We start from the raw sequence: 19,248 nt of genomic DNA on the forward strand, positions 1-19,248 counted from the left end.
GGGTCAGCCGATGAAGATGGCGACTGCAAGGGCATCTTCGCGAGCAGGCTCGCTCCCACAGGGAAATTCATTCGTTACAGGGGCCGCTTTCGGTTAACAAAAGATAACGTGGCGCCGATTGTCAGACGTTTCCAAAGCCCGATAGGATGAGCCAGCTTCCCAAGGCGCTCTGGACTGCGGGTTTCACGGCTATGCTTGTGACCTGTCAGTCACCACGAGCACCCTTGCGGCGCCCTAAGGCCCAATGGCCTAACAATAATAAATAGGGGAAGGTCTATGAGTCGTTGCCGCCCGCCGGCGTTTCGCAACACCGCGTTGCTGGCCACAGCCCTTACACTGCTGGGCTGTGCTGCCTTGTCGGCACCCGTGCTGGCCGCCGAAGCGCCCGCCGACGGGGTGTATTCCACCGAATCGGCCAAAGCCGCCAAAAGCCTGATACTCGATGTTGTCCACGCCGGTACCCGCTTGGTGGCGGTGGGTGATCGCGGGCACATTCTCTATTCCGATGACCAGGGCAAGACCTGGACCCAGGCCAAGGTGCCGACCCGGCAACTGCTGACGGCGGTGTATTTCGCCGACGACAAGCACGGCTGGGCGGTCGGCCACGACGCGCAGATCCTTGCCAGCGAAGACGGCGGCCTGACCTGGAGCAAACAGTTCGAAGACCTCAAGCGCGAAGCGCCGCTGCTCGACGTCTGGTTCCAGGACGTCAACCACGGTGTTGCGGTCGGCGCTTACGGCGCACTGCTGGAAACCACCGACGGCGGCAAGAACTGGCAAGACGTCAGCGACCGCCTCGACAACCAGGATCAGTTCCACCTCAACGCCATCGCGGCGGTCAAGGACGCCGGGCTGTTCATCGTCGGCGAGCAGGGCAGCATGTTCCGTTCCCCGGACTGGGGCCAGACCTGGGAAAAACTCCAGGGCCCGTATCAAGGCTCGCTGTTCGGCGTGATCGGCACCGCGCAAGCGCAAACCCTGTTGGCCTACGGCCTGCGCGGCAACCTCTACCGCTCCAGCGACTTCGGCAGCACCTGGCAGCAGGTCGAACTCAAGGCCGCGCGCGGTGCGCTGGAATTCGGCCTGTCCGGCGCCACGCTGCTTGCCGACGGCTCGATCGTGATCGTCGGCAACGGCGGCTCGGTGATCAGCAGCAGCGACAACGGCGAAACCTTCAGCGTGTTCAACCGCCCGGACCGCATCTCGCTGTCCTCGGTCACTGCGGCCGGCGACGGCAATCTGATTCTGACCGGGCAGGGCGGCGTGCACACCACGCAGCCCAACGGCGCCGAGATCAATAATAAGAAGGCGGGGCTATGACTTCCTTGATCACTCCTCAGCAGGACAAAGCGACGCTCCTCGAACGTCTGATTTTCAACAACCGCCCGGCCGTGATCCTGATCTGCCTGGTTGTCAGCATTTTTCTGTTCTGGCAGGCCACGCTGATTCGCCCTTCCACCAGTTTCGAAAAAATGATCCCGCTCAAGCATCCGTTCATCGAGAAGATGATGGAGCACCGCAACGATCTGGCGAACCTGGGCAACACCGTGCGCATTTCGGTGGAAGCCAAGGACGGCGACATCTTCTCCAGGGAGTACATGGAGACCCTGCGCCAGATCAACGACGAGGTGTTCTACATCTCCGGCGTCGACCGTTCCGGCCTCAAGTCACTGTGGAGCCCGAGCGTACGCTGGACCGAAGTGACCGAAGAGGGCTTTGCCGGCGGTGAAGTGATTCCGCAGAGCTACGACGGCTCGCCGGACAGCCTCGACATGCTGCGCAACAACGTGCTCAAGTCGGGGCAGGTCGGGCGGCTGGTATCCAACGACTTCAAGTCGAGCATCGTCGACATCCCGCTGCTGGAGTCCTACCCGGACCCGCAGGATCAGGGCAAGCTGCTGGCGCTGGACTACCGCCAGTTCTCCCATGAACTCGAAGACAAGATCCGCAACAAGTTCGAAGCGCAGAACCCCAACGTCAAGATCCACATCGTCGGTTTCGCCAAGAAGGTCGGTGACCTGATCGACGGGCTGGTGATGGTGGTGATGTTCTTCGGCATCGCTTTCGTCATCACCCTGATCCTGCTGCTGTGGTTCACCAACTGCCTGCGCAGCACCGTCGCGGTGTTGAGCACCACGCTGGTGGCGGTGGTCTGGCAGCTCGGGCTGATGCACTTCTTCGGTTTCGGGCTGGATCCGTATTCGATGCTGGTGCCGTTCCTGATCTTCGCCATCGGCATTTCCCACGGCGTGCAGAAGATCAACGGTATCGCCCTGCAATCGAGTGAAGCGGACAACGCTCTGACCGCGGCGCGGCGTACCTTCCGGCAACTGTTCCTGCCGGGGATGATCGCGATTCTCGCCGACGCCGTCGGCTTCATCACTCTGCTGATCATCGACATCGGCGTGATCCGCGAACTCGCAATTGGCGCCTCCATCGGTGTGGCGGTGATCGTGTTCACCAACCTGATCCTGCTGCCGGTAGCGATTTCCTATGTCGGCATCAGCAAGCGCGCCATCGCCAAGAGCAAGAAGGACGCGAATCGCGAACATCCGTTCTGGCGCTTCCTGTCGAACTTCGCCAGCCCGAAAGTCGCACCGATCTCCATCGCTCTGGCGCTGATCGCCTTCGGTGGCGGCCTCTGGTACAGCCAGAACCTGAAAATCGGCGACCTCGACCAGGGCGCGCCGGAACTGCGTCCGGACTCGCGCTACAACAAGGACAACAACTTCATCATCAACAACTACTCCACCAGTTCCGACGTGCTGGTGGTGATGGTCAAGACCGCCACCGAAGGTTGCTCGCGCTACGAAGCGATGGCGCCGATCGATGAGCTGATGTGGAAGATGCAGAACACCGAGGGCGTGCAGTCGGCGATCTCGCTGGTGACCGTGTCCAAGCAGATGATCAAGGGCATGAACGAGGGCAACCTGAAATGGGAAACCCTGTCGCGCAACCCGGATGTGCTGAACAACTCGATCGCCCGCGCCGACGGCCTGTACAACAACAGCTGTTCGCTGGCGCCGGTGCTGATCTTCCTAAACGACCACAAGGCCGAAACCCTCGACCGCGCGGTACACGCGGTGCAGGAATTCGCCAAGGCCAACAACAAGGACGGCCTGGAATTCATCCTCGCCGCCGGTAACGCCGGCATCGAAGCCGCCACCAACGAGGTGATCAAACAGGCCGAGCTGACCATCCTGATCCTCGTGTACATCTGCGTCGCGGTGATGTGCATGATCACCTTCCGTTCATGGGCGGCGACCCTGTGCATCGTCCTGCCGCTGGTGCTGACCTCGGTGCTGGGTAACGCGCTGATGGCGTTCATGGGCATCGGCGTCAAAGTCGCGACCCTGCCGGTGGTGGCGCTGGGCGTGGGCATCGGCGTGGACTACGGCATCTACATCTACAGCCGTCTGGAGAGTTTCCTGCGCGCCGGTCTGCCGTTGCAGGAAGCCTATTACCAGACCCTGAAATCCACCGGTAAAGCGGTGTTGTTCACCGGTTTGTGCCTGGCGATTGGCGTGTGCACCTGGATCTTCTCGGCGATCAAGTTCCAGGCCGACATGGGCCTGATGCTGACCTTCATGTTGCTGTGGAACATGTTCGGTGCGCTGTGGCTGCTACCGGCGCTGGCGAAGTTCCTGATCAAGCCGGAGAAGCTGGCGGGGCAGAAGGGCAACTCGCTGTTCGCCCACTGATCCGGATGCCTGAAACGACAAAGCCGCAACTCGAGGGTTGCGGCTTTTTTGTTGGTAAAGATCAAAAGATCGCAGCCTTCGGCAGCTCCTACAGGAGGCCAGGTACATCAGTAATCTCAATCCCTGTAGGAGCTGCCGAAGGCTACGATCTTTTGACTTTGCTTCAAGAGAGCTCGGTGCCGAGCACAGCGCTCAACGCACTGCGCGCATCGTCCAGCTGCACTAGCGTCGCATGCCTTGCACCCAGCGCATCACGGTTCTCGATCGCCGTAAGAATCGCCTTGTGCCTCGGCAGCGCGAGTTCATGCAGATTCGGCCGTTGATTCGAATGCTTCAGCGCCTCGGCAATCGCCACCGAAAGCATGTTGCACAGGTTCGCCAGCAGATCGTTGTGGGTCGCGTCAGCGATGCGGCTGTGGAAGTCCAGATCCGGTTGCAACAAGGCTTCCGGGGTCGGCGCGGCTTCCATGCGTTGATAGGCCTCGCCGATGGCGGCGATGTCGGCCTCGGTCGCATGCTGGGCGGCGAGGGCGGCAGCGGCCGGTTCGATGATGCTGCGCACGCTGGTCAGCACATTGAAGAATTCATTCTGCGGGCTGCTTTGCATCAGCCAGTGCAGCACGTCCGGGTCGAGCATGTGCCACTCGCGGCGCGCCTTGACCACCGTGCCGACCCGCGGTTTGGAATACACCAGCCCCTTGGCCACCAGCACCCGCGTGGCTTCGCGCAACACCGGCCGACTCACCGCGTATTCCTCGCACAACAGCGCTTCGGCGGGCAGTTTGTCGTCGGGCAAAAAGCGTCCGGAGACGATCTGCATGCCCAGTTCCTGGACAATGCGCGAGTGCATGCTTTTACGGTCGGAAGGTTTGCGGTAATCCATGGGGAACGGCGCGATCCTGAGCGATGGAGGTGCCGCGCATCATAGCAGGCGTGCGGCGCAATCATCAGGCCTGAAATCTGCGAACACCCTGTGGCGAGGGAGCTTGCTCCCGCTGGGCTGCGCAGCGGCCCCAAAACCGGTATATGCGGTTCTCCTGTGATACCGCTAATGCTGATTTGCGACTGCTACGCAGCCGAGCGGGAGCAAGCTCCCTCGCCACAGTGGTTGGATTCAGGCCTGAAAGATTTTGCTGTTAATGAGAATGACGCGGGACTTCCGCACCTCGACAACCAACGAGGAAGTCGAAATCACAACCCTGATCCGCCTGCAGCACATGGTCGATGTACAGCTGACGATAGCCGCCGACCAGTAGCTGCTGCGGTGGCTGCAGATCGGCCATGCGCGCCGCCAGTTCGGCATCCGGAATGTCCAGATGCAAACGCCCGCTGGCGCAATCCAGCTCGATCCAGTCGCCTTCCTGCACCACCGCCAACGGCCCGCCGGCCGCCGCTTCCGGGGCAACGTGCAACACCACCGTGCCATACGCGGTGCCACTCATTCGCGCATCGGAGATGCGCACCATGTCGGTCACGCCTTGCGCCAGCAGCTTGGCCGGCAAGCCCATGTTGCCCACCTCGGCCATGCCCGGATAACCCTTCGGCCCGCAATTCTTCATCACCAGAATCGAATCTTTGTCGACATCCAGTTCCGGATCATTGATCCGCGCCTTGTACATGTCGAAGTTCTCGAAGACCACCGCGCGACCGCGATGCTGCATCAGCTCAGGCGTAGCGGCGGACGGCTTGAGCACCGCACCGAGCGGCGCCAGGTTGCCGCGCAGCACGCAGATACCGCCGTCAGCGCGGATCGGATTGTCAAGGGTACGGATCACTTCGTCCTCGCCATAAATCGGCGCGTCCTTGGTGTTTTCGCCCAGCGATTTACCGTTGACGGTGAGGGCATCCGGATTGGGGATCAGATTGGCCTCGCCGAGACGCCGCAGTACCGCCGGCAAGCCGCCAGCGTAATAAAACTCTTCCATCAGGAAACGCCCGGACGGTTGCAGGTCGACGATGGTCGGCATGCCGCGCCCGATGCGGGTCCAGTCGTCCAGATCGAGCTCGACACCGATGCGACCGGCGATGGCTTTCAGGTGAATCACCGCGTTGGTCGAACCGCCAATAGCCGCGTTGACCCGAATGGCGTTTTCAAAGGCTTCCCTGGTCAGGATCTTCGACAGGCGCAAGTCTTCGCGCACCATCTCCACCGCACGCATGCCGGACATGTGCGCCAACACATAACGCCGCGCATCGACTGCCGGAATCGCTGCGTTGTGCGGCAACGACGTGCCCAGTGCTTCGGCCATGCAGGCCATGGTCGACGCGGTGCCCATGGTGTTGCAGGTGCCCGCCGAGCGTGACATGCCGCCCTCGGCTGCAAGGAAATCGTCAATGGTGATGGTGCCGGCCTTGACCTGCTCGCTGAGCTGCCAGACCACGGTGCCGGAACCGATGTCCTTGCCCTTGTGCTTGCCATTGAGCATCGGCCCACCGGTGACGACGATCGCCGGCACGTCGCAACTCGCCGCGCCCATCAGCAGCGCCGGGGTGGTTTTGTCGCAGCCGGTCAGCAGCACCACGCCGTCAATCGGGTTGCCGCGAATCGCCTCTTCGACGTCCATGCTCGCCAGGTTGCGGGTGAGCATGGCGGTGGGGCGCAGGTTTGACTCGCCATTGGAGAACACCGGGAATTCCACCGGAAAGCCACCGGCCTCGATTACCCCGCGTTTGACGTGCTCCGCAATCTGGCGGAAATGCGCGTTGCACGGGGTCAGTTCCGACCAGGTGTTGCAGATGCCAATGATCGGTTTGCCATGAAACTGGTGGTCGGCGATGCCCTGATTCTTCATCCAGCTGCGGTACATGAAGCCGTTCTTGTCGGCAGTGCCAAACCATTGGGCCGAGCGCAGGGTGGGTTTCTTCTCAGACATGATCGATTCTCTTATTGTAAGACTATTGTTTGCGAGCCATGGCTAAACATAAGCGCAAAATCGCCGCTTTGGAAGTGTTGTTGGGTAATTAGTATTACTATATAGTCGTTTTCGACGGAGGGATCGGCCCTGGCGGTTTTCCGCGAGAGGCGTCCCCCGAGGTTCTATAAAAACAACAATCGGAGACCGATCCCATGAGCCAGGAACTGCGGCTTGTTCGCCGCATCACGCTGAAACTGATTCCCTTCCTGATCCTGCTGTACCTGATCGCCTATGTGGATCGCTCCGCCGTCGGCTTCGCCAAGCTGCACATGGGCGCCGACATCGGTATCGGTGACGCGGCCTACGGTCTCGGTGCCGGGCTGTTTTTCATCGGCTACTTTCTTCTCGAAATCCCCAGCAACCTGATGCTCGAACGCTTCGGTGCGCGGCGCTGGTTCGCGCGGATCATGATCACCTGGGGCGCGATCACCATCGGCATGGCGTTCGTCCAGGGCCCGCACAGTTTCTACGTCATGCGTTTTCTGCTCGGCGCGGCGGAGGCGGGGTTCTTCCCCGGCGTTCTCTACTACATCACCCAATGGTTCCCGGTGCGCCATCGCGGCAAGATCCTTGGCCTGTTCATCCTCTCCCAACCCATCGCGATGATGATCACCGGCCCGGTGTCCGGCGGCTTGCTGGGCATGGACGGCATCCTCGGTCTGCACGGCTGGCAGTGGCTGTTCATCGTCATCGGCACCCCGGCGATCCTGCTGACCTGGCCGGTCCTGCGCTGGCTGCCCGATGGCCCGCAAAACGTGAAGTGGATGGACCAGGCCGAGAAAGACTGGCTGACCGGCGAACTGAAAAAGGATCTTCAGGAATACGGCCAGACCCGTCACGGCAACCCGCTGCATGCACTCAAGGACAAACGTGTGTTGCTGCTGGCGCTGTTCTACCTGCCGGTGACCCTGAGCATTTATGGCCTCGGCCTGTGGCTGCCGACGCTGATCAAACAGTTCGGCGGCAGCGATCTGGTGACCGGTTTCGTCTCGGCGGTGCCGTACATCTTTGGCATCGTCGGCCTGCTGATCGTGCCGCGCAGTTCTGACCGCATGAATGACCGCTACGGCCATCTGGCGGTGCTTTATGTGCTGGGTGCGCTGGGCCTGTTCTTCAGCGCGTGGCTGACCCTGTCGGTGGCGCAACTGGCGGCGCTGTGCCTGGTGGCGTTCGCGCTGTTCTCCTGCACGGCAGTGTTCTGGACCTTGCCCGGGCGGTTCTTTGCTGGTGCGAGTGCGGCGGCGGGGATCGCCTTGATCAACTCGGTGGGCAACCTCGGCGGCTACATCGGGCCGTTCGTGATTGGTGCGTTGAAGGAATACACCGGGAATCTGGCTTCGGGTCTGTATTTCCTCAGTGGGGTGATGGTGTTCGGTTTGATTCTTACAGCAATCGTCTACCGGGTGCTTGAGCGTAAACACGTGCTACCGGTGGAGCAGTTCGCCGCCAGTGCACGCGGTGCTACCCGTACCTGACTGGACAACGCTGGCCCCTGTGGGAGCGAGCCTGCTCGCGAAGAGGCCATCACATTCAACATTGTGGGTGACTGACACACCGCTTTCGCGAGCAGGCTCGCTCCCACAGAGGAACGGCGGTGTTTTTGAGGGAATAGGAGAAAAAAATGCATCTGGTTCAATTCGAATTGAATGACGGCGAGCGCCGCGTCGGCGTGGTCGACAACGGGCTGATACGCGAAGTGCAGGACGCCCGCAGCGTACGCGATCTCGCGCTGGCCGCCATCGAAGCCCGCAGCACTCTGGAGCAGCAAGTACAAACCCACGGCCTCGGCATCAGTCATGACTATGCGCAGTTGCTCAAAGACCGGCGCATCCTGCCGCCGCTCGATCACCCGGACCCGGCGCACCTGCTGGTCAGCGGTACCGGCCTGACGCACCTGGGTAGCGCCTCGGCGCGGGACAAGATGCACCAGCAGGCCGGCGACGAAGCGCAAATGACCGACACCATGCGCATCTTCAAATGGGGCGTGGAGGGTGGCAAGCCAGCGGCGGGGCAGGCGGGCGTGCAGCCGGAATGGTTCTACAAGGGCGACGGCAGCATCGTCGTGCGTCCGGGCGAAGCGTTCCCGTTGCCACCGTTTGCCGAAGACGCCGGCGAGGAACCGGAAATGGCCGGGCTTTACGTTATCAGCCACGACGGCAAACCGTATCGCCTCGGTTTCGCAGTGGGCAACGAATTCTCCGACCACGTCATGGAACGCAAGAACTACCTGTACCTGGCCCACTCGAAACTGCGCAGTTGCAGCTACGGCCCGGAACTGCGCACCGGCGAATTGCCGCAGCATCTGGCTGGCACCAGCCGCATCCTGCGTGACGGCGAAGTGCTGTGGCAGAACGAATTCCTCAGCGGTGAGGCCAACATGTGCCACAGCCTTGCCAACCTCGAATACCACCACTTCAAATACCGCCAGTTCCTGCGTCCCGGCGACGTGCACATCCATTTTTTCGGCACCGCGACCCTGTCGTTTGCCGATGGCATCCGCACCCAACCGGGCGACCAGTTTGAAATCAGCCAGGCCGAATTCGGCGCACCGCTGGTCAACGGCATCGCCCCGGCAGCAGCGGCTTTTCAACCGGACAGCATTGGCACCCTTTAAGGAGCTCCCATGACTCAGATTCTTGGCCACAACTACATCGGCGGACAGCGCAGCGCAGCAGGCAACGTCAAACTGCAAAGCGTCGACGCGACTACTGGCGAACACCTGCCGTACGATTTCATTCAAGCGACTGAAGCCGAAGTCGATGCCGCCGCCAAAGCCGCCGCCGCAGCGTACCCGGCTTATCGCAGCCTCAGCGCCGAACGCCGCGCGCAATTTCTCGACGCGATTGCCGATGAACTGGATGCCTTGGGTGATGATTTCGTTGCGCTGGTGTGCCGCGAAACTGCGCTGCCGGCGGGGCGGATTCAGGGCGAGCGCGGGCGCACCAGCGGGCAGATGCGCCTGTTTGCTAAAGTCCTGCGGCGCGGTGATTTCTACGGCGCGCGAATCGATCTGCCATTGCCCGATCGCCAGCCGTTGCCGCGCCCGGATCTGCGCCAGTATCGCATCGGCCTCGGCCCAGTGGCGGTGTTCGGAGCGAGCAACTTTCCGTTGGCGTTCTCCACGGCCGGTGGCGATACCGCTGCGGCGCTGGCCGCCGGTTGCCCGGTGGTGTTCAAGGCCCACAGCGGCCACATGGCAACCGCTGAACGGGTCGCTGATGCACTGATTCGCGCGGCAGAAAAAACCGCGATGCCTGCCGGTGTGTTCAACATGATTTACGGCGGTGGCGTCGGCGAATGGCTGGTCAAGCATCCGGCGATTCAGGCAGTTGGTTTCACCGGTTCGCTGAAGGGCGGTCGGGCACTGTGCGACATGGCAGCGGCGCGGCCGCAACCGATCCCGGTGTTCGCCGAAATGTCGAGCATCAACCCGGTGATCGTTCTGCCGCAAGCCTTGGCTGAGCGCTCGGAAACCATCGCTCGCGACCTGACCGCGTCGGTGGTGCAGGGCTGCGGCCAGTTCTGCACCAATCCGGGTTTGGTCATTGGTATTCGTTCGCCGCTGTTCAGCGCCTTCGTCCAGCAAGTCGCCGGGCTGATTGGCGACCAACCGGCGCAGACCATGCTCAACGCCGGCACTCTCGGCAGCTATGGCAAAGGCTTGCAGAAACTCTTGACGCATTCCGGGATCGAGCACTTGGCGGGCCAGCCGCAGCAGGGTAATCAGGCGCAGCCGCAATTGTTCAAGGCCGATGTCAGCCTGTTGATCAACGGCGATGAAGTGCTGCAGGAAGAAGTGTTCGGCCCGACCACGGTGATCGTCGAAGTAGCGGACAAGGCCGAGCTGAGCGCGGCGTTGCAGGGCCTGCACGGGCAACTGACAGCGACGATGATCGGCGAACACGCCGACTTCGAACGTTTCCCGGAGCTGACTCCACTGCTCGAACAGAAAGTCGGGCGGATCCTGCTCAATGGTTATCCGACGGGTGTGGAAGTGTGTGATTCAATGGTGCATGGCGGGCCGTATCCGGCGACATCCGATGCGCGCGGAACGTCGGTGGGGACGCTGGCGATCGACCGGTTCCTGCGCCCGGTGTGCTTCCAGAACTACCCGGATTTCTTGCTGCCGGAACCGCTGAAAAACGCCAACCCGTTGCGTATCCAGCGGTTGGTAGACGGCAAGCCCTCGCGCGACGCGTTGTAACCGCCAGCCAATATCCCTGTGGGAGCGAGCCCGCTCGCGAATGCATTCTTTCAGTCAGCCTTTCATGGCCTGACACACCGCATTCGCGAGCAGGCTCGCTCCCACAAGGGTTCCCATAAGGCCTCTGGATCACATTGAGCTATCATTGGCCCTTTCCCCCTAAGAAAGACTGTTTGCCATGACTGCCCAAACCCTTCTCAACGCCCTCGAACACTGCGGCATGGTCGAAATCGATGGCTTGCACGCCTTCGAATTCGCCCTCGACGAAGACGACAACCTGCACATCGAATGCATCGATGGCCGCACGGCCAAGCATTGGGAGTTCACCCCGGCGCAGGTTACGGCGGCGACGTTTGATGAAGATCTGCAGAGCTGGCTGATCATTGGCTATGCCAGCGATACCAAGACCACCGGCGAGCACCGTCTGGTCTGCCTTGGTGATGTAGTCAGCAGCAGCGACGACGAGGAAGATGATCAATGAACATGCGTAAATTCTGGCCGCTGCTGATGGCCGGCAGCGTCGGTGCGATGGGCCTGTCCAGTGCCAGCGCCGAGACTTATCAATTGCTGGTGGGCTCCTACACCGCCGGCACCAGCCAGGGCATCTATCGAATGAATTTCGATAGCGCCACCGGGCAGATCGACGCCAAGCCGCTGCAAGTGGTGAAGAGCGAAAACCCGTCGTGGCTGACCCTGTCCAAAGACCAGCATCGGCTGTTCGTGGTCAACGAAAACGGCCCTGGCCAGAAAGATCCGGTCGGCCGCGTCAGCAGCTATTCGATTGATCCGAAGACCCACGCCCTGACTCTGATCAATCAAGTGCAGAGCCTGGGCAACGAGCCGACCCATTCGAGCCTCAGCGGCGATGCCAGCCATCTGTTCGTCAGCAACTATTCGGTGGTCGAAGATCCAGGCGGCACCCTCGCGGTGTTGCCGGTCGGCGCCGATGGCAAACTCAAACCGGTGGTGCAGATGAGCGCGCACCCGGCGAGCCGGGTCAATCCCGAGCGTCAGGCCTCGAACCACGTACACTCGACGGTGTCCTCGCCGGATGGTCGTTACGTGTTCTCCAACGACCTCGGGGCGGACAAGGTCTTCATCTACCAGTTCGACCCGAAGGCCAATCCGGACTTGCCGCTGACCCCGGCGAAAACCGCTTCGGTGAGCCTGCCGGCCGGCAGTGGCCCGCGTCATCTGTTGTTCAGTGCCGACGGCAAGCATGCCTGGCTGACCATGGAAATGAGCGCGCAGGTCGCGGTGTTCGACTACCACGACGGCGTGCTGACCCAGACGCAAATGGTCGATCTGGCTGCCGGTCAGCCGACCTCGGACAAAGCCGCCGCCGCGCTGCATGCGTCGGCCGATGGCAAGTTCCTCTACGTCAGCAACCGTGGCACTGCCAATCAGTTGCTGGTGTTCAGCATCGATCCGGCGACCGGTCAGCTCAAGGAACTGCAAAAGCGTTCGGTGGAAGGTGATCACCCGCGTGAGTTCAGCCTCGATCCGAGTGGCAAGTTCCTGCTGATCGCCAACCAGAAGAGCAACGCAATTGTCGTCGTCGAGCGCGATGCCAAGACCGGTCTGCTCGGCAAAACCGTGCAAAAACTGCCGATGGACGCCCCGAGCGATCTGAAGTTTCTAGTGCGACAATAAGCCACAGGCCCCGGTTTGCGGGGCCTGTCTCGTTGTATTAATCGCGCTGATATCCGGTAATGCTACAAAGCATTTCAAGCGATCAACCCTCGAGCGTTAAGTTTGCTTCACGGCCCAACCGGGCAAAGCAAGCCAACCGAACACGAGGGTTACCGCCATGAACTTCAATCTCTTCTCTGTCATCGCCGCTTCCGCCATCTCTGCCACCGTTGCATTGCCAGCCAGTGCCAACGTTGAAATAGCCGGCAAAAAATCCCACACCCAGAGCTACACCCAGAAATACCTGCAACAAAGCGCCAACTTCTACGCCGCGCTGGATCACAAAGCCCAACACTGAAATGCCCGCTTCGAACAACTCCCTGTAGGAGCTGCCGAAGGCTGCGATCTTTTGATCTTCAACGTCAAAAGATCGCAGCCTTCGGCAGCTCCTACACGTATGTGTGATCGAAAAATCTCCGCTCGATAGGTTTACTTCAACGCCGAGATAGATCGGCTAAATAATCAACCAAGCTGATGTTTACTATGGCAAACCCTGAGTGGTTACCGCGGCTTTTTTGATTGATCCTGACGGCACTGAAACATGCCCACGGAGCGCATCATGGCCAGTTCAATCATTACCTCAGCCAAGCGCGGCGCCTACCTGGCCATCGGTCTTTACCTGGCACTGGTGCTGTTCGTCAGCATCGCCGCGCAAACCCAACACAGCTTCGACGCACCGATCCAGGTCGCACACCCCGGCATTCAGTTCGAACACCGCGCAGACGTGCTGGTTGATCGTGCTGAACTCACAGGAGTGGGCGGAGCATGAAAGGCTACAGACTCTGGGTCATCGCCGGGCTGGCACTGATGACCAATGGTGCGGCGTTACTCGGCTTCGGCCAAGGTTCGGTGGGTGCGCTGGCTCGGGCCATAGAGGCCAATCACAGCATCGCGCACAACATCGAACGGGCCAACTCCCAAGGGTTGCTGGCCGGCAATCCGCCGATCAAGGCTGAGGTCGACTTTCTTGGGCCGTTTGAAGTGGATTGCATGGCACTGGGCATGTGCCAGGCGCTTGCATAACCCTGTAGGAGCTGCCGCAGGCTGCGATCTTTTGATCTTGATCTTGAAAACAAATCAACAGATCGCAGCCTGCGGCAGCTCCTACAGGAGGTTATTTCTTCATGATCGAGGTGAAGAGGTTGGAGTCGAGCAAGCGCTGCAACCACGCTTGCAACCGCACATAAGGCGTCTGCGCAAACCACTCGCGATCAACATGCGCAAACTGCCGCACGAACGGCAGCAACGCCACATCCGCCAGACTCAAGTGATCGCTCAGCAAGTAATCGCGATCCGTCAGCAACTCATCCAACTGCTGCAAAAACAACGCCCCCTCAGCCCGATAAACCTCCATCGGTTGCTCGGGATAGCGCTCGGCGTATTTGTAGCGGTTCAAATGCACCTTGAACCCTTGATCATTAGCCTCGATCAACCCGGTAATCCGTGAATCCCCGCCGAGCAGCCAATCGTCCGGATCATGCTGCGCCAACGCCCAGCGCATGATTTCAAGGCTCTCATCGATCACCCGGCCATCGGTATCCAGCACCGGCACCGTGCCTTTGGGCGAGATCGCCAGCATCGCGGCCGGTTTGGCCTTGAGGCTGACTTCGACGATCTCCACCGCCACGCCCGAATAGCGCAGGGCCATCCGCGCACGCACCGCGTACGGGCAGCGGCGGAATGAATACAACGTGTTCATTTCACCTCCAGGGTGCTCAAGCCGTTGCCGAGGCGTTGCACCTGAATCTGCACCGGAATCCGTTCGTGCATTTCCTGCACGTGGGAAATCACCGCAACTTTGCGTCCCTGCGCCTGCAAACCGTCAAGGGCATCCATGGCCAGCTGCAGCGATTCCGGGTCGAGGCTGCCGAAGCCTTCGTCGATGAACAGCGATTCGATTTTCAGCGTGCTCGAAGCCATCGAGGCCAGCCCCAATGCAAGGGCCAGCGACACCAGGAAGGTCTCGCCGCCGGACAGCGAATGCACCGAGCGCAATTCGTCGCCCATCTCGGTATCCATCACCAACAGGCCGAGCATGCTGCCGCCGCGTTTCAAACGATAGCGTTTGACCAGTTGGCGCAACTGCACGTTGGCGTGATGCACCAGCAAGTCGAGGTTGTAGGCCTGGGCGATCTTGCGGAACGTGTCGCCGGTGGCCGAGCCGATCAACGCATTCAGGCGCGCCCAGCGCTGGTACTCGGCATAGGCGTCGGCGATCTGCTGTGCGAGTGCCTGATTGGCGTTCTGCCGGCGCTGATCTTCAGCCTGTTCGGCGCGCAGTTCGGCGCACTGTTGCTCGCTGAGGTTGAACTGGTTCTGCAGGTCGGCGAGGGCGCTGGCGAGTTGTTCGGCATCGAGATTGCCGTTGTGCTGCGCCTGATGATCGGCCAATCGCTGATCCCGCTCCTGCAGCAGCACCTTGGCCTGTTCGATGGCTTTTTCGTTGTGCTGCAGGCGTTGGCGCAGTTCGCTGAGCTGCGTGTCATCGACCCGCAGCAGGTCTTCGAGGCCACCGTCATCCAGTTCAGGATGGCGTGCGCGCCAGTCAGCAATCTTCTGCGTCAGCTCGCTGTCTTCGCTTTGCAGCGCTTGCAAACGCTCCTGCTGCGCCTTGAGTTCGGCGCCAATCTGCACCCGTTGCGTGCGCACGTTCTGCAGTTCCGCAGCGGTGCTGGTCTCGGCGTTGCGCGCCTGATCCACAGCCTGTTCCAGTTGCTGCTGCCAGTGCTCGGCGCTGCTTTGTTTGCCCAGCAGTTGCGCGAGTTTTTTCTGACTGGCTTGTTGCTGCTCGGCCAGTGCACTGAATTGCTGCTCGGCGCTCTGCAACTGCTGTACGCGGCTGAGCTGGCGATCCTGTTCCTTGTCCAGCGTCTGCTGGCGTTGCTGCTGTTCGGCCAACTCTTCCTTCTGCTGATCAACCTGCGCCAGGCGCTCGGCAATCTGCCGGTCCAGCTGCATGAAAGTCGCCGCCGGCTCGATACGTAAGGCTTCGAGGGTGTCGGCCGGCAGCAGGCTGGCGAACGCGGTGAGTTCTTCGTCGAGGCGCTGACGATCGCTGCTCAGTTCGCGTTGTTGGTTGTTCAGGTGCTGCGCCGCTTGCTGATGCGCGTTTTCGGCGTTACGCAGTTGCTGGGTCAGGCGCGCCGCGTCCTGTTGCAGTGTGAGCAGGGCGCTCTGGCGTTGTTCGTCCTGACTGATGCTCTGGTTCAGTTGATCGTTGTGCCGGGTCAGCCAGGCGTCGCGCTTGTCGGCGTCCTGGTTCAGTAACTGAGCGGACAGCGGATGGGCGTCGAGGCTCGGTGCTAGTGCCTGTTGCTGCGCGACCAGTTGTTCCTGTTGTTGCAGCAGCTCCTTTTGTTGAGCGATCACGCCACCAACTTCGGCGCGCAGCTCGATGAGCTTTTCCTTGAGCTGATCGACCACTTGCTGGGCGTTGGCCTGTTCGCTTTCATCATGACGGCCGAGGCTTTGCAGCAGCGCTTCCGGCTGATGATACGGATGCTCGTTGCTGCCACAGACCGGGCACGGCTGATCGTCCTGCAACTGCGCACGCAGCTCTTCGACACTGGCGCTGCGGGCCAGACGCTGGCGTTCGAGCAGTTCACGGGTGACGTTGAGGGTTTGCTCGGCGACGGTCAGCTCGGCCTTGGTTTTCACCCCGTCCTGGGTCAGACGTTCACGTTGCTGCTGTGCATCGAGCAGGCGCTGTTGCAGCTCTACGCCGCGTTTTTCCAGCTCCTGCTGGCTGGCCCACAACCGCGTCAGATCTTCGATGGCGCGCAGTTGTTTGCGGTTGTCCTGCAACAGGTTGCCAAGGATGCCGATCTGTTCGGCGACCGCATCTGGCTCGGCGCCGGCCTCTTTGAACAGCACTTCCAGTTGCTGTTTTTGCGTGGCCAACGCGTCGGCGCTGTGCGTGGCGTTCTGTTCGAGGGTCGCCAGTTCGGCCTGGCCCTTGTTCAGGCGATTGCCGATCAGCATCAGCTGTTGCAGGCGATCGCGATAGGCATTCCACGCATCGCTGAGCGGTGCCAGATCGGCACTTTGTTCCAGTTCGGCGGCGATTTTCTGCAAGCGTTCCGCGACTTGTAGCTGTTTATCCTGCAAGGTCTGAATCGCGCTCTGGCCCTCACTGCAGGCCTGCTCGGCGGCTTGCCGGGCCTCGGCGCTGAGCGCGGTGTCCTTGGCGAGGCGGGCTAGGGTGCTTTGCTCTTCGAAGGCCTGACGCAGCAGCGGGGCGCTTTCGCTGTGGTGCTGCTGCGCTTCGCTGAGGGCGACTTTCGCCGACTCGAGTGCCTGCTCCAGTTGCGTCTGTCGTTCGCCGAGTTCGCTGTGCTGCCGAGTGTGCGCGGCAATCTGTGCCGCCAGCGGTGTCAATTGCGCATCTAGTTCGGTCTTGCGCGCGAACTGGTGGCGTTGCGGGGCGAGTTGCTCCAGGCGCGTCAGTTTCAGGCGTTCCCCGGCAAGACCTTCCCACTGTTGCTGCGCACTGTGCAGTTGCTCGGCGGCGGCTTGTTGCGCGTCCTGCAACTGGCGCAAATCCTTGAGCCAGCTGTGCTGCTGTTCGAGTTGCTTGAGTTGCGCCTGCTGCAACTTCAACTGTTGCTGGGCGGTGCTGAAGCGTTCGTCCAGTTCTGCGCGGGCTTCGGGTGTCAGCGGAGTGACGCCGGTGGCCTGATCCTGCAGCAGCTTGTGCGCTTCGCGGGCCTCTTTGGTCTTGTCGAACGCGCGCCGGCCAAGGCGGGTGTAGAGCGCGGTGTCGGTGAGTTTTTCCAGCAGTTCGCTGCGGTCGTTGTCGTCGGCCTTGAGGAACGCGCTGAACTCGCTCTGGGCCAGCAGCACGGCGCGGGTGAACTGCTCGAAGTTCAGACCGAGCGCAGCTTCGAGCTGGGTCTTGTATTCGCCTTTCTGACTGGCGAGCAGTTGATCCTGATCGATGTCACGCAGGCTCTGACGGCTGATCTGCAACTTGCCGCCAGCCTTTTCCCGGGCGCGGTTGGCTTCCCAGCGCGCACGGTAACGGCGACCATCGACGCCGACGAAATCCACTTCCGCATAACCTTCACCGGTGCCGCGCCGCAGCAAGGTGCGCGGGTCGCCGGTGGCGATTTCACCGTCGGCGTCCGGCACCTTGGCGTCACGGCTGGTGTTGTTCAGGCGCGGCACGGCGCCGAACAACGCCAGGCACAGCGCATCGAGCAGGGTACTTTTACCGGCGCCGGTCGGCCCGGTGATCGCGAACAGCCCGGCACTGGCCAGCGGCTCGGCGGTGAAATCAATCTCGAACGGCCCGGCCAGCGAGGCGAGGTTCTTCAAGCGAATGGCGAGAATCTTCATGGCTGCTCGCCCTCCATCTGTACGTCCTGCAGCAGTTCGGCGAAGTCCTTGAGCGTCTGCTCATCGACCTCGTTGCCATAGTTGTCGAGCCAGGCGCGACTGAACAGCTCCTGCGGAGTGAGTTGATCCAGTTCAACCAGCGCGCTGCCGTCGTCGCTGCCATCGGCACCACGGTTGCCGGCGTACTCGGCGGCGATCCGCACCAGGCGCACGGCTTTGCCTTGCAGGGCGTTTTCCACCTGATGGCGCAGGTCCGGTTGTGGCTCGTCTAGGGTCACCCGCACCTCCAGCCATGGCTGGCGCTGGGTTTCGGCGAGCAGATCGATATTCGGCAGGTCAGCCAGTTGCAGCAGGATGTCGGCCAGTGGCGCCGGGCCGATGCGTTGCAGGTTGACCGACCTTGGAATCAGTTTTGGTTCGACACTGACCAGGGTTTCGCCATCGAGGGTGACGTCGAGAATCTGGTGCTGATAACCGATCTCCGAGAACGACAGCGGGATCGGCGAGCCGCTGTAGCGAATCCGCTCTTCACCGTTGACCTTCTGCGGCTTGTGCAAATGGCCGAGGGCGACATAGCTGATGCTCGGCCCGAACAGGCTGGCGGGCAGCGCTTCGGCGTTACCGATGATCAGGCTGCGCTCGGAGTCTTCCGAGACCGAGCCGCCAGCCATGTGCGCGTGGCTGATGGCAACCAGCGCCTGGCCGGGTTTGCGCTTGGCATTCGCCGCTTCGATCAGCCACTCATGCACCTGACCGATACCGCGCAGATAATCGTCGCCCAGGTGTGCACCGGTCACTTCCGCCGGACGCAGGAACGGCAGCGCCAGGCACCACGCGGCGATTTCGCCTTGGGCATTCGGCAGTGGCAACAGCAGCCGTTCGGCGTCGAGCTGGCCGTCATCCAGCCACAACACCCGCCCCAGCGCATGGGTGCGCAAACGGCGCATCAACGGCGCCGGCAGTTCGATGCGCGAGCCGGAATCGTGGTTGCCGGCAATCATCACGATGGTCAGCAACGGTTGCTGCTCGTGAGCGCTGACGATGAAGTCGTAGAGGCGTTCCTGGGCTTTGACCGGCGGATTGACCGTGTCAAAGATGTCCCCGGCAATCAGCAGCACATCCGGCTGCGCCAGTTGCAGTTGGCGCAGCAGCCATTCGAGAAAGCACGCATGCTCGAAATCGCGCTCCTGGCCATGCAGGTTTTGCCCAAGGTGCCAGTCGGAGGTGTGGAACAGACGCAAGGTGGACTCCGCAACAGAAAAAGGTGATGGCCGCGGGGGAAATGATGGGCGGCTGAAGAGGAGGGAGTTTACTGGCAAACGGGCGAGCTTGCGCAAAGGCTTGAAAGTTCAAATGATCGCAGCCTGCGGCAGCTCCTGTAGCGGGGACAAGCGCTCAC

The 19,248-nt window shown here is 61.3% G+C and carries 15 protein-coding genes; 10 read left to right on the forward strand and 5 right to left on the reverse strand.

Annotated features, from left to right (window positions below; all coding sequences use genetic code 11):
• Positions 1-276: 276 nt before the first annotated feature.
• Both LOY52_RS11530 and LOY52_RS11535 read left to right on the forward strand, forming a co-directional pair.
• On the forward strand, positions 277-1,320 hold the full coding sequence (locus LOY52_RS11530) for a YCF48-related protein (RefSeq protein ID WP_258679546.1): 1,044 nt from the start codon (positions 277-279) through the stop codon (positions 1,318-1,320).
• Positions 1,317-3,701 (forward strand): RND family transporter, encoded by a 2,385-nt coding sequence (locus LOY52_RS11535; protein ID WP_225135273.1) that lies wholly within the window; start codon positions 1,317-1,319, stop codon positions 3,699-3,701. The genes LOY52_RS11530 and LOY52_RS11535 overlap by 4 nt, the downstream gene beginning before the upstream one ends.
• Positions 3,702-3,864: 163 nt before the next feature.
• Here the strand turns inward: LOY52_RS11535 and LOY52_RS11540 are convergent, their stop codons facing one another.
• Together LOY52_RS11540 and LOY52_RS11545 are read right to left on the reverse strand one after the other, a co-directional pair.
• Positions 3,865-4,584: a FadR/GntR family transcriptional regulator gene (locus LOY52_RS11540; protein WP_007968622.1), complete on the reverse strand. Its 720-nt coding sequence runs from the start codon at positions 4,582-4,584 to the stop codon at positions 3,865-3,867.
• Between the two features lie 253 nt (positions 4,585-4,837).
• Positions 4,838-6,574 carry an IlvD/Edd family dehydratase gene (locus LOY52_RS11545; protein WP_258679547.1) on the reverse strand — a complete coding sequence of 579 codons (1,737 nt, stop codon included), beginning with the start codon at positions 6,572-6,574 and terminating at the stop codon, positions 4,838-4,840.
• Between the two features lie 194 nt (positions 6,575-6,768).
• On the opposite strand from LOY52_RS11545, the gene LOY52_RS11550 reads away from it, so the two are divergent.
• The 8 genes from LOY52_RS11550 (at position 6,769) to LOY52_RS11585 (ending at position 13,535) form a co-directional block, all read left to right on the forward strand.
• Positions 6,769-8,091 carry an MFS transporter gene (locus LOY52_RS11550; RefSeq protein ID WP_258679548.1) on the forward strand — a complete coding sequence of 441 codons (1,323 nt, stop codon included), beginning with the start codon at positions 6,769-6,771 and terminating at the stop codon, positions 8,089-8,091.
• A 146-nt stretch (positions 8,092-8,237) separates the two neighbouring features.
• Positions 8,238-9,230: an AraD1 family protein gene (araD1, locus tag LOY52_RS11555; RefSeq protein WP_258679549.1), complete on the forward strand. Its 993-nt coding sequence runs from the start codon at positions 8,238-8,240 to the stop codon at positions 9,228-9,230.
• Between the two features lie 9 nt (positions 9,231-9,239).
• Positions 9,240-10,820, forward strand: a complete 1,581-nt coding sequence (locus LOY52_RS11560; protein ID WP_258679550.1) for an aldehyde dehydrogenase (NADP(+)) — start codon at positions 9,240-9,242, stop codon at positions 10,818-10,820.
• A gap of 178 nt (positions 10,821-10,998) precedes the next feature.
• Positions 10,999-11,301: a DUF5629 family protein gene (locus tag LOY52_RS11565; protein WP_027613084.1), complete on the forward strand. Its 303-nt coding sequence runs from the start codon at positions 10,999-11,001 to the stop codon at positions 11,299-11,301.
• Positions 11,298-12,473, forward strand: coding sequence for a lactonase family protein (locus LOY52_RS11570; RefSeq protein WP_258679551.1), 1,176 nt, complete (start codon positions 11,298-11,300; stop codon positions 12,471-12,473). The genes LOY52_RS11565 and LOY52_RS11570 overlap by 4 nt, the downstream gene beginning before the upstream one ends.
• 157 nt (positions 12,474-12,630) lie before the next feature.
• A complete protein-coding gene (locus LOY52_RS11575; RefSeq protein ID WP_115989595.1) occupies positions 12,631-12,810 on the forward strand; it encodes a hypothetical protein in 180 nt (59 codons plus the stop codon).
• 261 nt (positions 12,811-13,071) lie between these two features.
• Positions 13,072-13,281 carry a hypothetical protein gene (locus LOY52_RS11580; protein WP_202368446.1) on the forward strand — a complete coding sequence of 70 codons (210 nt, stop codon included), beginning with the start codon at positions 13,072-13,074 and terminating at the stop codon, positions 13,279-13,281.
• Positions 13,278-13,535, forward strand: coding sequence for a hypothetical protein (locus LOY52_RS11585; protein WP_258679552.1), 258 nt, complete (start codon positions 13,278-13,280; stop codon positions 13,533-13,535). The genes LOY52_RS11580 and LOY52_RS11585 overlap by 4 nt, the downstream gene beginning before the upstream one ends.
• A 91-nt stretch (positions 13,536-13,626) precedes the next feature.
• Here LOY52_RS11585 and LOY52_RS11590 read toward each other — a convergent pair whose 3' ends face one another.
• The 3 genes from LOY52_RS11590 to LOY52_RS11600 are packed head-to-tail and all read right to left on the reverse strand — an operon-like array spanning position 13,627 to position 19,090.
• Positions 13,627-14,211 (reverse strand): glutathione S-transferase, encoded by a 585-nt coding sequence (locus tag LOY52_RS11590; RefSeq protein WP_258679553.1) that lies wholly within the window; start codon positions 14,209-14,211, stop codon positions 13,627-13,629.
• Positions 14,208-17,849: an SbcC/MukB-like Walker B domain-containing protein gene (locus LOY52_RS11595; protein ID WP_258679554.1), complete on the reverse strand. Its 3,642-nt coding sequence runs from the start codon at positions 17,847-17,849 to the stop codon at positions 14,208-14,210. The genes LOY52_RS11590 and LOY52_RS11595 overlap by 4 nt, the downstream gene beginning before the upstream one ends.
• Positions 17,846-19,090 (reverse strand): exonuclease SbcCD subunit D C-terminal domain-containing protein, encoded by a 1,245-nt coding sequence (locus LOY52_RS11600; protein ID WP_258679555.1) that lies wholly within the window; start codon positions 19,088-19,090, stop codon positions 17,846-17,848. Before LOY52_RS11600 ends, LOY52_RS11595 begins: the two co-directional genes overlap by 4 nt.
• Positions 19,091-19,248 lie beyond the last annotated feature (158 nt).

Origin of the sequence: Pseudomonas sp. B21-051 (assembly GCF_024748795.1) — a bacterium.
Classification (GTDB): Bacteria; Pseudomonadota; Gammaproteobacteria; order Pseudomonadales; family Pseudomonadaceae; genus Aquipseudomonas; species Aquipseudomonas putida_A.